General features: G+C 63.4%; 15 protein-coding genes and 7 tRNA genes. 17 read left to right on the top strand and 5 right to left on the bottom strand.

Annotation, left to right across the window (positions count from 1 at the left end; all coding sequences use genetic code 11):
- Window positions 1-90: 90 nt before the first annotated feature.
- The 3 genes from ACUY1T_RS10980 to msrB form a co-directional block, all read right to left on the bottom strand.
- Window positions 91-1,323 (bottom strand): pyridoxal phosphate-dependent aminotransferase, encoded by a 1,233-nt coding sequence (locus ACUY1T_RS10980; RefSeq protein WP_446022705.1) that lies wholly within the window; start codon window positions 1,321-1,323, stop codon window positions 91-93.
- 64 nt (window positions 1,324-1,387) lie between these two features.
- Window positions 1,388-2,368, bottom strand: coding sequence for a ribosome biogenesis GTPase YlqF (gene ylqF / locus ACUY1T_RS10975; protein WP_446022703.1), 981 nt, complete (start codon window positions 2,366-2,368; stop codon window positions 1,388-1,390).
- Window positions 2,369-2,441: 73 nt separating this feature from the next.
- On the bottom strand, window positions 2,442-2,843 hold the full coding sequence (gene msrB, locus ACUY1T_RS10970; RefSeq protein WP_446022701.1) for a peptide-methionine (R)-S-oxide reductase MsrB: 402 nt from the start codon (window positions 2,841-2,843) through the stop codon (window positions 2,442-2,444).
- Between the two features lie 154 nt (window positions 2,844-2,997).
- Between msrB and ACUY1T_RS10965 the strand changes: the two genes are divergently transcribed.
- The 15 genes from ACUY1T_RS10965 to ACUY1T_RS10895 all read left to right on the top strand — a co-directional run bounded on the left by ACUY1T_RS10965 (window position 2,998) and on the right by ACUY1T_RS10895 (window position 12,300).
- Window positions 2,998-3,073: transfer RNA gene (locus tag ACUY1T_RS10965), tRNA-Glu, on the top strand.
- A 47-nt stretch (window positions 3,074-3,120) separates the two neighbouring features.
- Window positions 3,121-3,195 (top strand) — tRNA-Gly (locus ACUY1T_RS10960).
- A 17-nt stretch (window positions 3,196-3,212) separates the two neighbouring features.
- Window positions 3,213-3,288: transfer RNA gene (locus tag ACUY1T_RS10955), tRNA-Glu, on the top strand.
- A gap of 58 nt (window positions 3,289-3,346) precedes the next feature.
- Window positions 3,347-3,421, top strand: a tRNA-Gly gene (locus ACUY1T_RS10950).
- A gap of 39 nt (window positions 3,422-3,460) precedes the next feature.
- Window positions 3,461-3,536, top strand: a tRNA-Glu gene (locus ACUY1T_RS10945).
- Window positions 3,537-3,581: 45 nt separating this feature from the next.
- Window positions 3,582-3,656: transfer RNA gene (locus ACUY1T_RS10940), tRNA-Gly, on the top strand.
- A 327-nt stretch (window positions 3,657-3,983) separates the two neighbouring features.
- On the top strand, window positions 3,984-4,946 hold the full coding sequence (locus ACUY1T_RS10935; protein ID WP_446022699.1) for an ABC transporter ATP-binding protein: 963 nt from the start codon (window positions 3,984-3,986) through the stop codon (window positions 4,944-4,946).
- Entirely contained in the window at window positions 4,943-5,716 is a 774-nt protein-coding gene (locus tag ACUY1T_RS10930) for an ABC transporter permease (RefSeq protein ID WP_446022697.1), read from the top strand. The genes ACUY1T_RS10935 and ACUY1T_RS10930 overlap by 4 nt, the downstream gene beginning before the upstream one ends.
- Window positions 5,713-6,546, top strand: coding sequence for an NADPH-dependent 7-cyano-7-deazaguanine reductase QueF (gene queF, locus ACUY1T_RS10925; protein ID WP_446022695.1), 834 nt, complete (start codon window positions 5,713-5,715; stop codon window positions 6,544-6,546). Before ACUY1T_RS10930 ends, queF begins: the two co-directional genes overlap by 4 nt.
- A 75-nt stretch (window positions 6,547-6,621) precedes the next feature.
- On the top strand, window positions 6,622-7,182 hold the full coding sequence (locus ACUY1T_RS10920; RefSeq protein ID WP_446022693.1) for a nitroreductase family protein: 561 nt from the start codon (window positions 6,622-6,624) through the stop codon (window positions 7,180-7,182).
- A gap of 4 nt (window positions 7,183-7,186) precedes the next feature.
- Entirely contained in the window at window positions 7,187-7,690 is a 504-nt protein-coding gene (locus ACUY1T_RS10915; RefSeq protein WP_446022691.1) for a YiiD C-terminal domain-containing protein, read from the top strand.
- Window positions 7,691-7,796: 106 nt separating this feature from the next.
- Window positions 7,797-7,884 (top strand) — tRNA-Ser (locus ACUY1T_RS10910).
- A 454-nt stretch (window positions 7,885-8,338) separates the two neighbouring features.
- Window positions 8,339-8,761 carry a phasin family protein gene (locus ACUY1T_RS10905; RefSeq protein WP_446022689.1) on the top strand — a complete coding sequence of 141 codons (423 nt, stop codon included), beginning with the start codon at window positions 8,339-8,341 and terminating at the stop codon, window positions 8,759-8,761.
- Between the two features lie 1,074 nt (window positions 8,762-9,835).
- Window positions 9,836-11,764 (top strand): putative bifunctional diguanylate cyclase/phosphodiesterase, encoded by a 1,929-nt coding sequence (locus ACUY1T_RS10900; protein ID WP_446022687.1) that lies wholly within the window; start codon window positions 9,836-9,838, stop codon window positions 11,762-11,764.
- A 110-nt stretch (window positions 11,765-11,874) separates the two neighbouring features.
- Window positions 11,875-12,300, top strand: a complete 426-nt coding sequence (locus ACUY1T_RS10895; RefSeq protein ID WP_446022685.1) for a DUF3617 domain-containing protein — start codon at window positions 11,875-11,877, stop codon at window positions 12,298-12,300.
- Window positions 12,301-12,371: 71 nt separating this feature from the next.
- Here ACUY1T_RS10895 and ACUY1T_RS10890 read toward each other — a convergent pair whose 3' ends face one another.
- Together ACUY1T_RS10890 and ACUY1T_RS10885 are read right to left on the bottom strand one after the other, a co-directional pair.
- Window positions 12,372-15,488 (bottom strand): efflux RND transporter permease subunit, encoded by a 3,117-nt coding sequence (locus ACUY1T_RS10890; protein ID WP_446022683.1) that lies wholly within the window; start codon window positions 15,486-15,488, stop codon window positions 12,372-12,374.
- Entirely contained in the window at window positions 15,488-16,645 is a 1,158-nt protein-coding gene (locus ACUY1T_RS10885) for an efflux RND transporter periplasmic adaptor subunit (protein ID WP_446022681.1), read from the bottom strand. Before ACUY1T_RS10885 ends, ACUY1T_RS10890 begins: the two co-directional genes overlap by 1 nt.
- Before the next feature lie 340 nt (window positions 16,646-16,985).
- On the opposite strand from ACUY1T_RS10885, the gene ACUY1T_RS10880 reads away from it, so the two are divergent.
- Together ACUY1T_RS10880 and ACUY1T_RS10875 are read left to right on the top strand one after the other, a co-directional pair.
- Window positions 16,986-17,213, top strand: a complete 228-nt coding sequence (locus ACUY1T_RS10880) for a Flp family type IVb pilin (RefSeq protein ID WP_446022679.1) — start codon at window positions 16,986-16,988, stop codon at window positions 17,211-17,213.
- 55 nt (window positions 17,214-17,268) lie between these two features.
- A complete protein-coding gene (locus ACUY1T_RS10875) occupies window positions 17,269-17,829 on the top strand; it encodes an A24 family peptidase (protein WP_446022677.1) in 561 nt (186 codons plus the stop codon).
- Window positions 17,830-17,915: the final 86 nt, after the last annotated feature.

Genomic DNA, 17,915 nt, shown 5'->3' with positions numbered 1-17,915 from the left:
CGAGACGGCCCTGAAAAATCTGCTGAATTAGATACGGCCCGTTATCGTAGGTTTCAAGTCCGGGCCGAAAAATCGGGTCTGCTCCGACGGTTACTGGCGATAGCGCGACAGGAAGCGGGCAAAGCGATCCAGGGCATCGCCGAGCTGGTCGGCCCAGGGAAGGGTGACGATACGCACGTGGTCGGGCTCGGGCCAGTTGAAGGCAGTGCCCTGCACCAGCAGGATCTTCTCCTGCAGCAGCAGGTCGAGCACCAGTCTCTGGTCATCCTGGATGGGGTAGACCTTGGGGTCGAGCCGCGGGAAGGCGTAGAGCGCTCCCTTGGCCTTGGTGCACGACACGCCGGGAATGGCGTTGAGCTTCTCATAGGTGATGTCGCGCTGGGCCAGCAGCCGCCCACCGGGCAGGATCAGGTCGTTGATCGACTGGTAGCCGCCCAGTGCCGTCTGGATGGCATGCTGGGCGGGCACGTTGGCGCACAGGCGCATCGAGGCGAGCATGTTGAGGCCCTGGATGTAATCCCTGGCCCGCTGCATGGCGACGCTGCCGGAAAGGATCATCCAGCCGGAGCGAAACCCGGCGCAGCGGTAGCTCTTGGACAGCCCGTTCATGGTCACCACCAACTGGTCCTCGTCGGCCAGCGCCCCGGTGGAGACGTGCTCGGCATCGTCGTAGAGGATCTTGTCGTAGATCTCGTCGGAGAACACCACGAGATCGTGCTCGCGGGCAATGGCCAGCAGCTCCCGCACCACCTCCGGCGGGTAGACCGCGCCGGTGGGGTTGTTGGGGTTGATGATCACGATGGCACGGGTGTGTCCGGTCACCTTGGCGCGCACGTCGGCGATGTCCGGTGCCCAGTCGGCCTGCTCGTCGCAGCGGTAGTGCACGGCGTGGCCGCCGGCGAGGTTGGCGGCAGCGGTCCATAGCGGGTAGTCGGGCGCCGGGATCAGCACCTCGTCGCCGTCGTTGAGCAGCGCCTGCAGCGCCATCACGATCAGCTCGGAGACGCCGTTGCCGATGAAGATGTCCTCGATGCCGACGCCGGGAATTTCCTTGCGCTGGCACTCCTGCATGATCGCCTTGCGTGCCGAGTACAGCCCCTTGGAATCGCAGTAGCCCTGGGCGGTGGGCAGGTTGCGCATCACGTCCTGGAGGATTTCCTCCGGCGCCTCGAAGCCGAACGGCGCAGGGTTGCCGATATTGAGCTTGAGGATGCGCTGGCCTTCGTCTTCCAGCCGCTTGGCGTGCTCGAGCACGGGGCCGCGAATGTCATAGCAGACGTTGTCGAGCTTGTGCGATTTCCTGAATAGGGGGGGCGTGTCCATGAGGTGTCCGAGATTCCAGTGGTGTCCGGTGGTTCCGGTCAGGCGCACTGCCGGAACTCAGTGATTATGCTGAAGTATCGCCAGCGCCGCTATCGTTGTTCGCTGTGTCGGCGATCTCTTCTTCGTCCTCCACCGGGGCCGGAATGTCGGCCGGCGTCTCCAGCGTCAGGCGGCCCAGCTTACCGTCGCGCAACTCGTGCAGCAGTACCTCGGCACCGCGGTGCAGATCGACCTCGCCGCCGGGGCGCAGGCCGCCGCGGCGGCTGGCGATCTCGGCGAGAATCGCATGGCCGTCGAAACCCGCCAGCGCCAGCAGGTCGACGCGCACCGGGCCGTCGGCCTCGACCTGTTCGGCCTGCGGGTTGGGTGCATAGGGCGGCAGCTCGCCCAGCTTGTAGCGGGCCTTGAGCGCCTCGGGGTAGCGCCGGGCCAGCTCGGCGGCGGTGACGACGGCGACGTCGACGTAGTCGATGGCGGTGTCGCGAATGGCGCCGGTAGCGGCCAGGCGATAGGCACTGGCCTGGTCCTCGATCTTCGGCCACAGCACGCCGGGGGTGTCGATCAGTGCCACGCGGCCGGCGATACGCACCTTCTGCTGGCGCTTGGTCACTGCCGGCTCGTTGCCGGTCTTGGCGATGGCCTTGCCGGCCAGGCCGTTGATCAGGGTCGATTTGCCGACGTTGGGAATGCCCATGATCATCACCCGCACGTCGCGGTCGGCGCGCACCTGCCCGGCCAGCTCATGGCACAGCTTGGGAATGCGCTTGAGTTCGCGGGCGTTGGTGGTGGTCACGGCCAGTGCCCGGGTATCCGGCAGCGAGTCGAAATGCGCGACCCATTCGCGGGTACGCTCCGGGTCGGCCAAGTCGGCCCGCGAGAGGATCTTGAGCACCGGCTTATGGCGGGTCAGGCCGGCGAGCATGGGGTTGGCACTGGAGTAGGGCAAACGGGCGTCGAGCACCTCGATTGCCACGTCGATCTCCGGCAGCGCCTCCTGGATCTGGCGGCGCGCCTTGTTCATGTGTCCCGGATACCAGCCGAGCATGGTCCACTCCTGCAAACCGTACGAGGCCGCCCATCATAGCAGAAGGGCGGCCTCGTCAGGGCAGGGAGCTACGCTATTCGCCGGGGTGGAAGGCGATGGCCACCGAGTTGATGCAGTAGCGCAGCCCGGTGGTCTGGGGCGGGCCGTCGGGGAAAACGTGACCCAGGTGGGCATCGCAGTGGGCGCAGACCACCTCGGTGCGCTGCATGCCATGGGAGTCGTCGTGGCGCTCTTCGACACACGCCTGGCCCAGCGGACGGTCGAAGCTGGGCCAGCCGCAATGGGCCTCGAACTTGTGCTCGTTCTCGAACAGCGGGGCATTGCAGCAGACGCAATGGTAGATGCCGTGCTCGTCGGTAACCTTGTAATCGCCGCTGAAGGGGCGTTCGGTGCCCTGCTGCCGAGTCACCCGGTACTGTTCCGGCGTGAGCTGGGCTTGCCACTCGGCATCGCTCTTCTCGATCTTCTTGCGCATGGCCTCTCTCTCCTGCTGGTGCGACGTCTTCATCAGACACCCATAGCTTGGCTGCTTTCCATTGCTTCGGCCAACCCAGGCCGACAGTTGACAGCTTCGGGGGGCTTGAGTAAGATTCGCGCCACCTCGTTGAGGCAGAGAGCGAGACGGCTGCGTCCCATTCGTCTAGTGGTCCAGGACACCGCCCTTTCACGGCGGGAACAGGGGTTCGAACCCCCTATGGGACGCCACTCGTTTCATCGCTGGTTCAGCAGGTACCGGAGTGCGGGACTGAAGTGCGGGAATAGCTCAGTGGTAGAGCATCGCCTTGCCAAGGCGAGGGTCGGGAGTTCGAATCTCCTTTCCCGCTCCAGCTTCAGCGCCAGTTGCGTCCCATTCGTCTAGTGGTCCAGGACACCGCCCTTTCACGGCGGGAACAGGGGTTCGAACCCCCTATGGGACGCCATCTTCCGGTTGCATCCGCAGTAGCGGTTGCATTGTTCATCGCATAGACTTGCGTACGTGCGGGAATAGCTCAGTGGTAGAGCATCGCCTTGCCAAGGCGAGGGTCGGGAGTTCGAATCTCCTTTCCCGCTCCATCACCCCTTCGGGGTGGTAGCGTATTGTCTGGCTGCTGCGTCCCATTCGTCTAGTGGCCTAGGACACCGCCCTTTCACGGCGGGAACAGGGGTTCGAACCCCCTATGGGACGCCACCTCTCGGTTATACTGCATGGGCAGGCATGACCGATACCGATCAAGCGGGAATAGCTCAGTGGTAGAGCATCGCCTTGCCAAGGCGAGGGTCGGGAGTTCGAATCTCCTTTCCCGCTCCAGTTTTCTTTTCACCGACCAAGATGCCAAGGCTCGGGCCGGAAGCCGGGGCGCCGGACCGTCGAATCTCCTTTCCCGCTCCAGTTTTCTTTTCACCGACCAAGATGCCAAGGCTCGGGCCGGAAGCCGGGGCGCCGGACCGTCGAATCTCCTTTCCCGCTCCAGTTTCTTTCAGCCTTACTAATGCCAAGGCTCGCCCCCTCTAACACAATTTCGATTACCTTGCCCATGGGCGAGGGCATATTGCGTTTTTCCTGGGCCAGGCTTGAAAAATCCCTTCGCGCCCTAATGTTCTGAACTCGTTTTCCATCCCAACGCAAGGATGTCTCATGGCCGAACCGGCGCTGTCGATCCGTGGCCTGACCAAGGTCTATGGCAACGGCTTCCACGCCCTGAAGGGCATCGACCTCGATGTGGAGCAGGGGGATTTCTTCGCCCTGCTGGGGCCCAACGGGGCTGGCAAGTCCACCACCCTGGGGGTGGTGTGCTCGCTGGTGCAGAAGACCGCCGGCCAGGTCTCGATCTTCGGCATCGACATCGACCGCGATTTCGCCCGCGCCAAGTACCACCTGGGCGTGGTGCCTCAGGAGTTCAATTTCAACCAGTTCGAGAAGGTGCTCGACATCGTGCTGGCCCAGGCGGGCTACTACGGCATGCCGCGCCGCGAGGCATTGCCCCGGGCCGAGAGCCTGCTCAAGGACCTCGGCCTGTGGGACAAGCGCAACGGCAGCGCGCGCATGCTCTCGGGCGGCATGAAGCGCCGGCTGATGATCGCCCGTGCGCTGATGCACCGGCCCAAGCTGCTGATTCTCGACGAGCCCACCGCCGGCGTCGACATCGAGCTGCGCCGCAGCATGTGGGAGTACATGCGCCGCATCAATCGCGAGGAGGGCACCACCATCATCCTCACCACCCACTATCTCGAGGAGGCCGAGAGCCTCTGTCGCAACGTGGCAATCATCAACCACGGCGAGATCGTGCGGAACACCAGCGTGCGTGAGCTGCTCGCCGAACTCGACACCGAGACCTTCCTGCTCGACCTGGCGCATCCGGTAACGCAAGCCCCGCAGGTCGAGGGCTTCGACGTGCACAAGGTGGATGCTGCCCAACTGGCCATAGTGGTGCACCGCGGTCAGCACCTGAACGATGTGTTCACCGCCCTGGATGAGCAGGGCATCGAGGTGGTTTCCATGCGCAACCGCGCCAACCGGCTCGAGGAGATGTTCGTGTCGATGGTGGAGCAGGGCAACGACGAGCGCCGCGAGGCCGAGCAGGCGGAGGCGGGCAAATGAACGCCACTCAGGTCGCGATTGCCTTGTGGACCCTCGTCGTCAAGGAGATCAAGCGCTTCACGCGCATCTGGCCGCAGACCCTGCTGCCACCCTCGATCACCATGGCCATGTACTTCATCATCTTCGGCAGCCTGATCGGCCCGCGCATTGGTGAAATGGGCGGATTTAGCTACATGGACTTCATCGTTCCGGGGCTGATCATGATGGCGGTGATCACCAACAGCTACTCCAACGTGGCCTCGAGCTTCTTCTCCAACAAGTTCCAGCGCAGCGTAGAGGAGATGATGGTTTCGCCGATGCCCAACTGGGTAATCCTCACCGGCTTCGTGCTTGGGGGCATGGCTCGCGGGCTGGGCGTGGGGGCGATCGTGACCATCGTATCGCTGTTCTTCACCCGTATCAGCGTGGCCCATCCGCTGCTCACCGTGGGGGTGGTGGTGCTCACCGCCGCGCTATTCTCCATCGGTGGTTTCATCAACGCGCTGCTGGCCGACAAGTTCGATGACGTATCCATCGTGCCGACCTTCGTGCTGACACCGCTGACCTATCTGGGCGGGGTGTTCTATTCGATCTCGTTGCTGCCGACCTTCTGGCAGAACGCCTCGCTGCTCAATCCGATCCTCTATATGGTCAACGTGTTCCGCCACGGTTTCCTCGGTGTCTCCGATATCCCAGTGGGCTGGGCGCTGGCGGCCATCTTCGCTTTCATTATTGTGCTCTTTGCCATCGCTTTATGGATGCTGGAGCAAGGTAAAGGCATACGTTCATGAGTCATCGTCCCGATACCCTCGAACATGCCCCGCTGGGGCGCGAATCTGCCTACCCCGAGCACTACGATGCCGGGCTGCTCTATCCCATTCCTCGCGCGGCGAACCGTGCGCCGCTGGGCATCGATGAGGGCAGGCTGCCCTTCGTTGGTGAGGACGAGTGGCACGCCTTCGAGGTCAGCTGGCTCAACGCCCGTGGCAAGCCGCTGGTCGCCGTGGCGCGCTTCCGCCTGCCTGCCGAGTCGCCCAACCTGATCGAGTCGAAGTCATGGAAGCTCTACCTCAATGGCTTCAACCAGACCCGCTTCGACAGCCGCGAGCAGGTCATCAAGACCCTCGAGCGTGACCTGGCCCAGGCCGCCGGGGCGCCGGTCTCGGTGGAATTGTTCGACGTCGACGACGCGGCGCTCACAGTATGTCGACTGCCCGGCGAGTGCCTCGACGAACTCGATATCGAGATCGACGGCTACACACCCAGCGCCGAACACCTGCGGGTAGGCGAGGAAATCGTCGAGGAGACGCTCTATTCGCACCTGCTCAAGTCCAACTGCCCGGTCACCGGCCAGCCCGACTGGGGCAGCGTGCTGATTCGCTATCGCGGCCCCAAGCTCGACCGCGAGGGCCTGCTGCGCTACCTGATCGGCTATCGTCAGCATCAGGATTTCCACGAGCACTGCGTGGAGCATATCTTCATGGACCTGATGGCCAAGGCAAGCCCCGAGCGGCTACTGGTGCTGGCGCGCTACGTGCGACGCGGCGGGCTCGACATCAGCCCCTGGCGTGCCACGCCGGGCGAGCGCCCACCGGCACCCCTGCGCCTGGCGAGACAGTAGGCCTGGCACGACACTAACCGGGGCAACTGGTAAAGTTCGGTCATCCCTTCTTCACGACCTGGCATGAGAGACCGTATGGACGCACTCACCCTGTTGCACGAGCGCAGTTCGATGGGCAAGTTGACCGGCCCGGCGCCGAGCCCCGAGCAGATGGAAGCAATCTACCGTTCGGCGCTACGGGCACCCGACCACAAGGAACTGCGGCCTTGGCGCTTCATCGAGTTCTCCGGTGAAGGGCTCGTACGGCTGGGTGAACTCTTCGCCGAGGCCGAGTATCGCGAAAACCCCAGCATCGAGGACGCCGCCCTGGACGCCGCGCGCAAGAAGCCACTGCGTGCACCCATGGTCATCGCCGTGATCGCCAAGGTCACGCCCGACGTGGAAAAGGTACCCAAGATCGAGCAGGTGATCTCCGCCGGCTGCGCCGGCCACGGCATTCTTCTCGCCGCTCATGCCCTTGGGCTCGGTGCCATGTGGCGCAGTGGCAAGTACGCCTTCGACCCCACCGTACGCAAGGGGCTCGGCCTGGAGGAGGACGATGAACTGATCGCCTTCATCTACCTCGGCCAGCTCGGTGGACGCCACAAACCCATCGCCGAGCATCGCCTCAGCGACTTCGTCGAGCGCTGGACCTGATACGATGCGCGAAGTCGGCGTACCTCACCCGCGCCTGCCGCTGCCCGAGCCGGGCCAGCGCGACGACCCGCAAGTCTTCCTCACCTGGCTCGGCGAGGCCATCCCCATGGTCGAGCATCTGGGCATCCGCCAGATGCGCTGGGAAGGGGAGCGCCTGGTGTGGGAGCTAGCGCTCACGCCCAACCTCAACGACAAGGGCACCGGCTTTGGCGGCGGGCTCACCGCCCAGACCACCCTGCTGGGCTGGTGCTGGACCACTCTGTGGCTACGCCAGCGCGGCCATGCCCGCGATGTCGTCGTCGCCGAGGCCAGCCAGCGCTTCCTGGCGCCGGTTACCGGCGACTACCGGCTCACCTGCGCTCCCGAGAGCCAGCAGGGCCCCGGGACGCTCGGCGAGCAGTTGGCGAGCCGCGGGCGTGGCCGTATCGCCTTGGTGCAACAGCTCTGGTGCGGCGACACCCTATGCCTGGAAGCTCGCGGCGACTACGCCGTGCTGCCCGCTAGCTGACGGCCCCGAAAGCCGAAAACCGGCTTGCAAACGCGCACTTAAGCCGTTAGACTTTGCGCCGTTCTGACGCACAAGGCACGGCCAGCGGGCGTGAGGACCACAATGTGGAGGGGTGTCCGAGTGGTCGAAGGAGCACGCCTGGAAAGTGTGTAAGTCGAAAGGCTTCGAGGGTTCGAATCCCTCCCCCTCCGCCACAGAATCGTGATAGAAGGGGAGTCCCGCATCAGCGGGGCTCCCCTTCTGCATTTCTTCCATACAATTTTCCTGGCCTCAAGGGCCTCGGGACTGATCAGTCCAATCTCGCTGTTCCAACGTTGCCTGTTGTAGTCCAGTTCAATGCACTCGTACACCTGATCTTGCCCAGGAGCAGTGGACCCCAGTTTCCACGTTCTGCCCGGCTGCACGCGCCTTTTGTGGCTGGAAACGCTGGCCACATAGAACAATGCTTTGGCAATTCATTCTCGTGTTTGTGCGCTGGCCTAATGGTTCGACGCGTCGACGCTGGAACTCGAGCGTGTCTGGCATCGACTGGCGGGCAGCCATGCCTGATTTATGTTGCACTGCACAAAACCCTCTGTTATCGTGTGTGATATGCCGCAGAGCGGGAATCCCCCGCTCCATGGCATCAGAACCACGGAGGTTCCCATCATGACCAACGCATTCGCATTCGACGCGAAGAAGTTCGACACCGCTCAGCTCGAGTCCGTGTTCTTCGCCCCGGCGCGCGCCTTCGCCGCCCTGTCCGTCGACTTTACCGAGAAGCTGGTCAATGCCCAGCTCGACGCTACCAGGGCCTATACCGACACCACCCTGGCGCAGCTGCACCAACTGGTGGAGGTCAAGGATGCCGAGGGTCTGCGTTCCTACCTGGGAGGCCAGCAGCAGGTAATCCAGGACCTGACCGAGCGCATGAAGGGGGATGCCGAAAAGATCGTAGCCCTGCAGCAGGACTTCGTTCAGGAAAGCCAGAAGCTGACCGAGGGCAGCGTCAAGCAGGCCCAGCAAGGCCTCCAGTCGGCCACCGAGACCGCGACCAAGGCAGTCAAGGAAACCGCTTCCAAGGCCAAGTAAGCCTTGGGCCCGCGGGCCGCGCTGACGCACGATCAGAGGCCGTCGATTCATGATCGACGGCCTTTTGGCATCTGGAAAGACGGGGAGGCACCTGCCCCTCCTGCTCGATCTGGGCTCTGATGCTGGGGGCCGAGCCAACGTGCGCTTTTACCTACATACTTTGTAGTAAATCTCTTACAAGGATTTTTATCCTGGGTTAACCCACGATCCGTATTCCTGTGCCATGGTATCTGTATGGGGCAATGGATGGCCCAACACGGAAGGCCGAGCGACGGAATGCTCATACCAGGGATGCTTGGGCAGGAAGCCCAAGGTGGGCTGGATAGGGAAGCGTCGATAAAAAGCCCGGCCCCTGCGGTCGGGCTTTTCTTATCGTGGGATCGGTTCGCACTGCGCCCCCATTTGCTGTTTCGAGCACTTCGAGACGGCAATGCCCGATGCGAGAGATGCCTGCTCATGCGTGCTCTTGCGGGTTCGCCAAAATATTGCGTCTCATCGCACCTGACCCCGACCACCGGCCGGGGTCTCTGTTGCATACGCGAATAACAGCCGTATGAGAAAGGCTAATGCGGCTGTCGTAGGGAATTGTCCTACATCATTTGTCAGAGATTTCCTACAAAGAAGCATATCCCACGTTAACGGCATTTTGCTGGATAGCTGCCATGCTGTAAGCAAGAGCAAGGAAGCTCCGCAAGGAAGCCGGGTCAGGAAGACGCAACGACCAGGGAAGCTCGGTCAGGATGATCGAGGTGGTAGCAAGGACGCGAGAGTTCGCCCGGCCGCAAGGCCGGGCTCTTGCTTTCTGGGGGCTCACCTTTTTACCCCCATGCGACCCTCCTGCCGAAATTCCAAACCCGGAAAAGCCGTCACCTTGGGGCGAAGTCTTTGCTTTTGCTTTCCCGCTTCACGGGGGATGATGGAAGGTCGGCTGCCATGGGAACGAAGGGGCGGTGGCCGAGAGCAGATGATCGACCCGTCGTGTGTGGCGGTGCGACGCGTCGTGTGCGTTGCTTTCGTTCGGTTAATTTAGAATTATCTGCTATAACTAAGCGTATCCTTCCAACGGGTGACGGGATGTCCAATTCTGACTGGCTGTTCAAGGCTCGTCGGTTCGCTCTTGCCGGCCTAGGGGCCGGCCTGCCGTCGTTCGCGTTCGCTTCTGCCTCCGCCGAGGGGGGAGCCACGCCCCCTGCCGGCTGGAGTTTGATAGCGCTGGTCGTGGTGTCGGCCCTGGTAGTGGTGGGGCTGGTGGATCGCCTCAGGCTGCTTCGCAAAGCCGACAGGCTGCAGGCCAGCCATGCAGAGCTGACGACCGTACTCGACAGCGTGGACGCCTGTATCTACGTCAAGTCGAGTGACTTCCGCTACCAGTATGTCAACCGCAAGGGCTGCGAGATCGTGGGCCTGCCGGCCGAGTCGGTGCTGGGCAAGACCGACAGCGACCTCTTCGATTCGATCACGGCGGCGGAACTGCACTTCAACGACCGGCGAGTCCTCGAGCAGGGCGAGAAGGTCGTGGTGGAAGAGGGGTACGTGCAGGGCAAGGAGGAAACCGTCTTCACCTTCCTCTCGATCAAGCTGCCGATGCGCAGAGCCGATGGCTCGATTCATGCACTCTGCGGCATCTCCACCGACGTCACCGAATATCGCGATATCCAGGAGAGCAAGCACCGGCTGACGTTCTACGATTCGCTGACGGGGCTGCCCAACCGGCGCCTGCTGCTCGACCGGCTGGAGATGGTGGTCAAGGGTTCTCGTCGCAGTGAACGCTATGCCGCCCTGCTGTTCATCGATCTGGACGACTTCAAGGTCATCAACGAGACCCAGGGGCTGCAGCGGGGCGACCGTTTCCTGCGCCAGGTGGCACAGAAGCTGGATGAAGTCGTGCGCGAGAGCGACACCCTGGCGCGGCTGGGGGCCGATGAGTTCGTGCTGTTGATCCACGATCTCGGCCTCGACGTGGAGCAGGCGGCCCATGCCGCCGAACGCGTGGCCGAGAAGCTGTTGGGGCAGATCACCAGCGCCCAGACCGACGACGACCAGGCGCTGACCCTGCCCATCTCGGCGAGCATCGGCATCACCCTGTTTGCCAACGGCCAGGCGAACGTCGACAGTGCCATGCGTCAGGCGGACATCGCCCTGCAGCAGGCCAAGATGGCGGGCGGCAATACCCTGCGTTTCTTCAATGCCGACATGCAGGCCGACGTGATGGAGCGGGTACATCTCGAGGCCGACCTGCACCAGGCGCTGGCGCGTGATGAGCTGCGCCTGCATTACCAGATCCAGGTCGATGCCCGTGCCAGGGTGACGGGCGTCGAGGCATTGATCCGTTGGCAGCATCCCCAGCGCGGGCTGGTGCCGCCTGGCCTTTTCATTCCTCTGGCCGAGAAGAACCGGCTGATACTGCCGATCGGTTACTGGGTGCTCGAAACCGCCTGCCGGCAATTGGCCACGTGGGCGCAGGAGAGCGACAAGGAGAGGATGACGATAGCGGTCAACGTCAGCTCGGTGCAGTTCCATCAGCCCGATTTCGTTGCCCGGGTCCAGGACGTCCTGGAGGAAACCGGCGCCAATCCTGGCCGGCTGGTGCTGGAAGTCACCGAGAGCCTGCTGATGGAAGAGCCCGAGCGGGTGCGTGACATCATGCTGCGTCTCAGCCAGCTCGGCATACGCTTTGCCCTGGACGACTTCGGCACCGGCTACTCATCGCTGAACTACCTGAAGCGGCTTCCTTTGGATGAACTCAAGATCGACAAGTCGTTCGTCGATGGCGTGCTCGACGACCCGGTAGATGCCGCCATCGTCACCACCACCATCACCCTGGCGAACAGTCTCGGGCTGGAAGTGACGGCCGAGGGAGTCGAGACCGAGGCCCAGCACCGCTGGCTGCTGGAACATGGCTGCGAGGCCTTCCAGGGGTATTTGTTCGGACGTCCGCTGGCCTTGGAAGAGCTGACATTGACCGAAAAGGCTTGCTCCTTTTCCCTCCTGAGGGAGCAATAACTTGTGCCGCGCTTCCTCCATTTCCCGTTGCTACTGGGGTAAGCTGAGCGTGTCGTGTCGCGAGAGGAGCCCGCTTCTCTGCCATGCCTACCCACACAACGGAGAATTTCATGTCCTTTCGACCCTTGCTTGCCGCTGCCGTGCTGATGTTCCCGCTGTCGGCCTTGGCCGAAACGCCCAATATCGTGCCAGGCCAGTGGCAGTTCACCAGCACCACCTCGGTGAGGGGTGACGTGCCGATTCCCGACCAGACGGAAAGCCATCAGGAGTGCATCGTGCAGGGCGATCTCGACGATGCCGACTTCCAGTTCCTCGACGTGGAGGAAGGCTGCGAGCTGCTGGAGCACAACGTCTCCGCCGACGGTATCGACTACCGCATGATCTGTCGCGCCGAGGGTGGTGAGGCGAACATCGATGGCCGCATGGCCTTCCTGGGCGAGCGCGTCGAGGGCAACGTGAACATCGATACCGAATCGCCGATGGGGCAGATGCAACTGGAAACCGCCATCGAGGGCGAGCGCCTCGGCGACTGCTGAGCGTCATCGCTGGCGACAAGAAGCACGAAGGCCACCCTGGGGGTGGCCTTCGTGCTTTCTTGCCTTCGGACTCAATAGTGATCGGCAGGCGCCTTGGCCATTTCGGCTTCCAGGCGCTGTTTCACCACGCCGGGCGAGCCGGTGTGACGAGCCAGCAGGTCGTAGGCCACCGGCACCACGAACAGCGTGAAGAAGGTGGCGGCCGCTACGCCGGCCATGATCACCGTGCCGATCACCATGCGCGATTCGGCGCCGGCCCCGGTCGAGACGATCAGCGGGATGGAACCGGCCATGGTGGTGACGGCGGTCATCAGGATCGGGCGCAGGCGCGTCACCGAGGCCTCGAGCAGGGCCTCGCGGAAGGCCAGGCCCTGGTCGCGCAGCTGGTTGGCGAATTCCACGATCAGGATGCCGTTCTTGGCCGCCAGTCCGATCAGCATCACCAGGCCCACCTGGCTATAGATGTTCAGCGACTGGCCGGTGAGCAACAGGCCGAATAGGGCGCCGCTCATGGCCAGCGGTACGGTGAGCATGATCACGAAGGGGTGCACGAAGCTCTCGAACTGTGCCGCCAGCACCAGGAACACTACCAGGGCGCCCATTACCAGCAGGAAGGTGGTGGCGCCGCTGGCCTCGCGATAGTCGCGGGAGGGGCCGGCCACGTTGGTCTGGGCTTCCGGAGGGAGTATCTCCGCGGCCGTCTGTTCCAGGTACTCCAGCGCCTCGCCCAGCGGATAGCCGTCCACCAGGTTGGCCTCGAGGGTGATGGCGCGGATCCGGTTGAATCGATTGAGCGTGCTGGCGCCGGCGTAGTCGGTTAGCGTCACCAGGCTGGCCAGGGGAATCAGCTCGCCCGAGCGGGACGAGCGCACCTGGATGTTGTCCAGCGCGCGCGGGCTGCTCTGCCTGGCCCGATCGCCCTCGACGATGACGTCGTACTCTTCGCCGTTGTCCACGTAGCGGGTCACGTTGCGTCCGCCCAGCAACACTTCCAGGGTGCGGCCGATCTCGGTCACCGTGACCCCGAGCGATGCCGCCCGCTCGTAGTCGATATCCACGCGCAGCTGCGGCTGGGTCTCCCGGTAGTCGCTTTCCAGGCCCGCCAGGCGAGGGTTGTGCTCACGAATGTGCTCGAGCATCAGGTCGCGCCATTCGGCGAGCTGTTCGTAGGTGCCACCGCCGAGCACGAACTGCACCGGCTTCTGCACGCGCTGGCCGAAGCCTTGGCGCATGACCGGGCTGGCCTGCACGCCAGGCAGGTCGGCCAGGCGCTGGCGTACGTCGTCCATGATCTCCCAGGCGCTGCGGCGCGTTCCCCATTCGGCCATGTTGATGATGGCGAAGCCGCCATTGAAGTTCTCGATGTTGCCGAAGCCGCGCGGGGCGCGGATCACCACGCGCTGCAGTTCGCCCGAGTCCACCAGCGGCTGCAGGCGCAGCTCGATCTCGTCCATGTAATCCATCATGTAGTCGAAGGTGGCACCCTCGGGGCCGCTGACCAGAATGATGAAGTTGCCGCGATCCTCCTGGGGGGTGTACTCGTTGGGCAGCCGTTCGGCCATCCACACGGTGGCGGCGATCAGGGCGAGGAACACGGCCAGTACGGCCAGGCGCGCCTTGAGCACCGCTTCCAGCAGGGCGCGATAGATCCGCTGCGACAGCTCGAGCAGCCACTGCACGCCGCGTGCCGCGGCGCTGTCGCCCATGCTGGGCTTGAGGATCTTCGAGGCCATCATCGGCGTGAGGGTGAGCGCCAGCAGGCTGGAGATGGCCACGGCCGCCGCCATGGTCAGGGCGAACTCGGAGAACAGCCGGCCCACGTTGCCTTGCAGGAAGCTGAGCGGCACGAATACCGCGATCAGCACCAGGGTGGTGGCGATGACGGCAAAGGCGATCTGGCGGGTGCCACGGAAGGCCGCCACCAGAGGCGTTTCGCCGTAGTCGTGCATGCGCCGGTTGATGTTCTCCAGCACCACGATGGCGTCGTCGACGATCAGGCCGATGGCCAGCACCAGCGCTAGCAGCGTCAGCAGGTTGATCGAGAAGCCCATCACCGCCAGCGCGCTGAACGAGCCGATGATGGCGATGGGCACCGTCACCGCGGGCACCAGGGTGGTGCGCACGTTGCCGAGGAACATGAAGATCACCACCACCACCAGCCCCATGGCGATGAACAGCGTCAGCACCACCTGCTGGATGGCGCCGGCCACGAACACCGAGGCGTCGAAGTTCAGGCTCAGCTGCATGCCGTCGGGCAGGGTGGCTTGCAGCCGCTCCATCTCCGCCTGGACGCCCTGGGAGAGTTCCAGCACGTTGGCGGTGGACTGCATCATCATGCCCAGGCCGACCATGGGCACGCCGTTGGCGCGAAAGATCGAGCGGTCGTCCACCGAGCCGACCTCGACCCGGGCCACGTCGCCCAGGCGTATCAGGTAACCGTCGCTGCCCTGGTCGATGGCCAGGCGCTGGAAGTCCTCCGCCGCGGCGAAGCTGCGCGGCAGGCGCACGATGAACTGGCGCTCGCGGGATTCGATGGAGCCGGCGGGCAGCTCGACGTTCTCGGCGCGCAGGGCGCTCTCGACGTCGCTGACGGTGAGGTTGCGCGCTGCCAGGGCGTTGCGGTCGATCCACACCCGCATCGCGTAGTCGCGTCCACCGCCCAGGCGCACCCGGGCCACGCCGGGCTGCACGGAGAGGCGATCGACCAGGTAGCGGTTGGCGTAGTCGGTCAGCTCCGGCATGGAATAGCCTTCGCCGGAGAGGCTCAGCCACACCACGATCTCTTCGCTGGAATCCGCCTTCTGCACTTCGGGCGGGTCGGCGTCGTCGGGCAGGTTGCGCTGGGCGCCGGCGATGCGGTCACGTACGTCGTTGGCCGCGGCGTCGATGTCCATGTCGAGGTTGAATTCGATATTGATCCGCGAGCGGCCATCCTCGCTCGACGAGGTCACCACCGCGATGCCTTCGATACCGGCGATGCGGTCTTCCAGCACCTGGGTAATGCGCGACTCGACCACGTTGGCCGCTGCCCCGGGGTAGCGGGTATCGATGCTGACGACCGGCGGGTCGATGGAAGGGTACTCCTGCAGCGACAGCCGCTGCAGGGAGAGCAGGCCGAAGGCGACGATCAGCAGCGCCAGTACCGTCGCCAGCACCGGCCGCTGGACCGAGATGTCGGACAGGCGCATCAGGCGTCTCCCTCGTCGCGATGCGCCTCGAGAATCTCGCGGATGGAATTTTCCTCGTCGGCGATGCCCAGCAGCCGTACGCGATCGCCTTCCCGGGCACGCTGTACGCCGTGGGAAACCACCAGCTCATCGGCCTCGAGCCCCTCGAGGACCTCGGCCTGGCCGGTACGGCGCTCGCCGATGCGCACTTCGCGCCGCTCCACGCGGTTCTCGTCGGCCTCGTCGATCACCAGCACGTACTGGCGGTCGCCGCTGGGAATCAGCGCGGCTTCGGGCACTACCACGGCCTGCCGCGGGCTGCGCTGCAGCACCACCTCCATCAGCATGCCGGGGCGCAGGCGCAGGTCGGGGTTGTCGATCTCGGCGCGTACCGTGACGCTGCGGCTGACGGGGTCGACCCGCGAGCCGATGCTGGCCACTTCACCTTCGAAGATCTCGTCGGGAAAGGCCACGCTGCGTGCCGTTAGCGCGAGGCCGGGCGTGAGGATCGCCAGGTAGACCTCCGGTACGCTGAAGTCGAGCTTCATCACGTCGAGCTTGTCGAGCGTGACCAGCTCGGTGCCGGGGGTGACCAGGCTGCCCAGGCTGATGTTGCGAAAGCCCACCACGCCGCCGAAGGGCGCGCGCAGCCGGTAGTTGGTCAGCCGTGCCTCCAGCGCCTGGATTTCCGCCTCCGCCTGGCGCAGCCGTGCCTGGCTGTCCTCCACGTCGGCGCGTGGGGCCATGTTGCGGCTCTGCAACTGGGTCAAGCGCTCCACCGCACTGCGGCGCTCGTCGCGCAGGGCCTGGGCGACACGCAGCTGGGCGCGTTCCTCGCTGTCTTCCAGCCGGATCAGCAACTGGCCGGCTTCCACGACTTCGCCATCGCGAAAGTTCAGCTCGGCGACGATCTCGGTCACCGTGGCCGAAAGCGTCACGCTCTCATCGGCACGCAGGGTGCCGAGCGCCTCCAGCGGGTCGGACCAGGGCAGGAGGTCGGCCCGGGCGCCGATCACGGCGGTGCGTTCCTGGGCAGCCGCGGGCAGGCCGGCGGCGAGAGTGAAAGTAAGCGTCAGGGCGAGAGCGGCGGCCAGGGAGACCCGGCCGATCAGCACAGCCAATCGCCGGGCCGCTGCAGGACGGGCCGGCGCAGAAACAAAAAGGCGCGATGTGTTCATGGGGGCTCTTGTCGTGGTTCGGCAGGCGCGAGAGGGCGCCACATCCATGGGCGCTTCCTCATCAGCCTACTCATCTTGGCGGCATTGAATGTGACAACAAATTCGCAATATCCATTCTACCTTGGGATTTCGACTGTATAGCCCCTGTACAGGAAAATCAATTTGTGCGCAATCGCGCACCTCATTTCCCTCTTCTGCAAGATCCTTCCATTGCTTTGCAAGATTCTCCAAGCGTAACTGAATTGTAACTACGATGCTGAGTCACGTGAGCGTACGTAAATCCCGGCGCTCCTTGAACGACGCAACCCAGGTTGTTTGACAAAAACGTAGGAGAAACGACATGAACAAGCTGATGCAAGGGGTCGAGCGTTTCTGGAAGGATGAGGAAGGCGCCGAGACGGTGGAATGGGTGTTGGTTGCCGCGCTTATGGTGGCAGCATTCGTGGCTGGTTATGCGATGCTTGGTGAAGAGATTGCTGATGTGTTTACTAGCATAGGTGAAGCATTAGGGACTGCATCAGATGGAATTGGAAGTGTTTCAGTTCCTGGTGGTGGCGGTGCTGACTGATTACTGAAAAACATGCGCCGATTGGGAAATCGGCGCAATATTTAAAAGAAGTTAAATGACAGATGAAGAGGGTGTTATGAGTTATGAGCTACTGTTGATCCCCTGCTTCCTTCTGATTTGGAGTGCAGCTGCTTGGGATCTACAACAACGCCGTATTCCTAATGCCCTCGTTATGGCCGGGGCCGCTGCTGGACTGTTGCTGCAGGGAGTGCTGGCAGGCTCGAGCGGTGTCCTGGCCGCCAGCTATGGATTGCTGGTAGGCCTGGCGGTATTCATGCCCGGCTACCTGCTGGGATTTACCGGCGCAGGCGATGCCAAGCTGATGGCGGCGGTAGGTACTTTTCTGGGGCCGTTGGGTGCCTTTCAGGCCGCATTGGCCAGCATTCTGGCGGGCTCACTGATCGCCATTGGCTATATCCTGTTTGCCGTGCTGTTTCGCCAGACGGCTTCACCAATGGCACGTTATGGATTGATGGCGAAGGCGCTGGTCGTGACGGGAAAGCCGATTTATATCAAGCCGGAACAAGGCGAGGTAATGGGTCGAAAGTTTCCCTTTGCGGTGGCGATTGCACTGGGTACGAGCGGATGGATGATCTGGCAATGGCCGCTGGGCTAGTGGGAAAACAAGAACAAGAAAACGAACCCAGCGGCCATTGCCAGGCCACTCATTTACCAAACATTACGATGAAAAAGTGAGGCCGA

The organism is Billgrantia sp. Q4P2, assembly GCF_052806135.1.
This window is presented reverse-complemented; position numbering and strand designations above follow the sequence as displayed.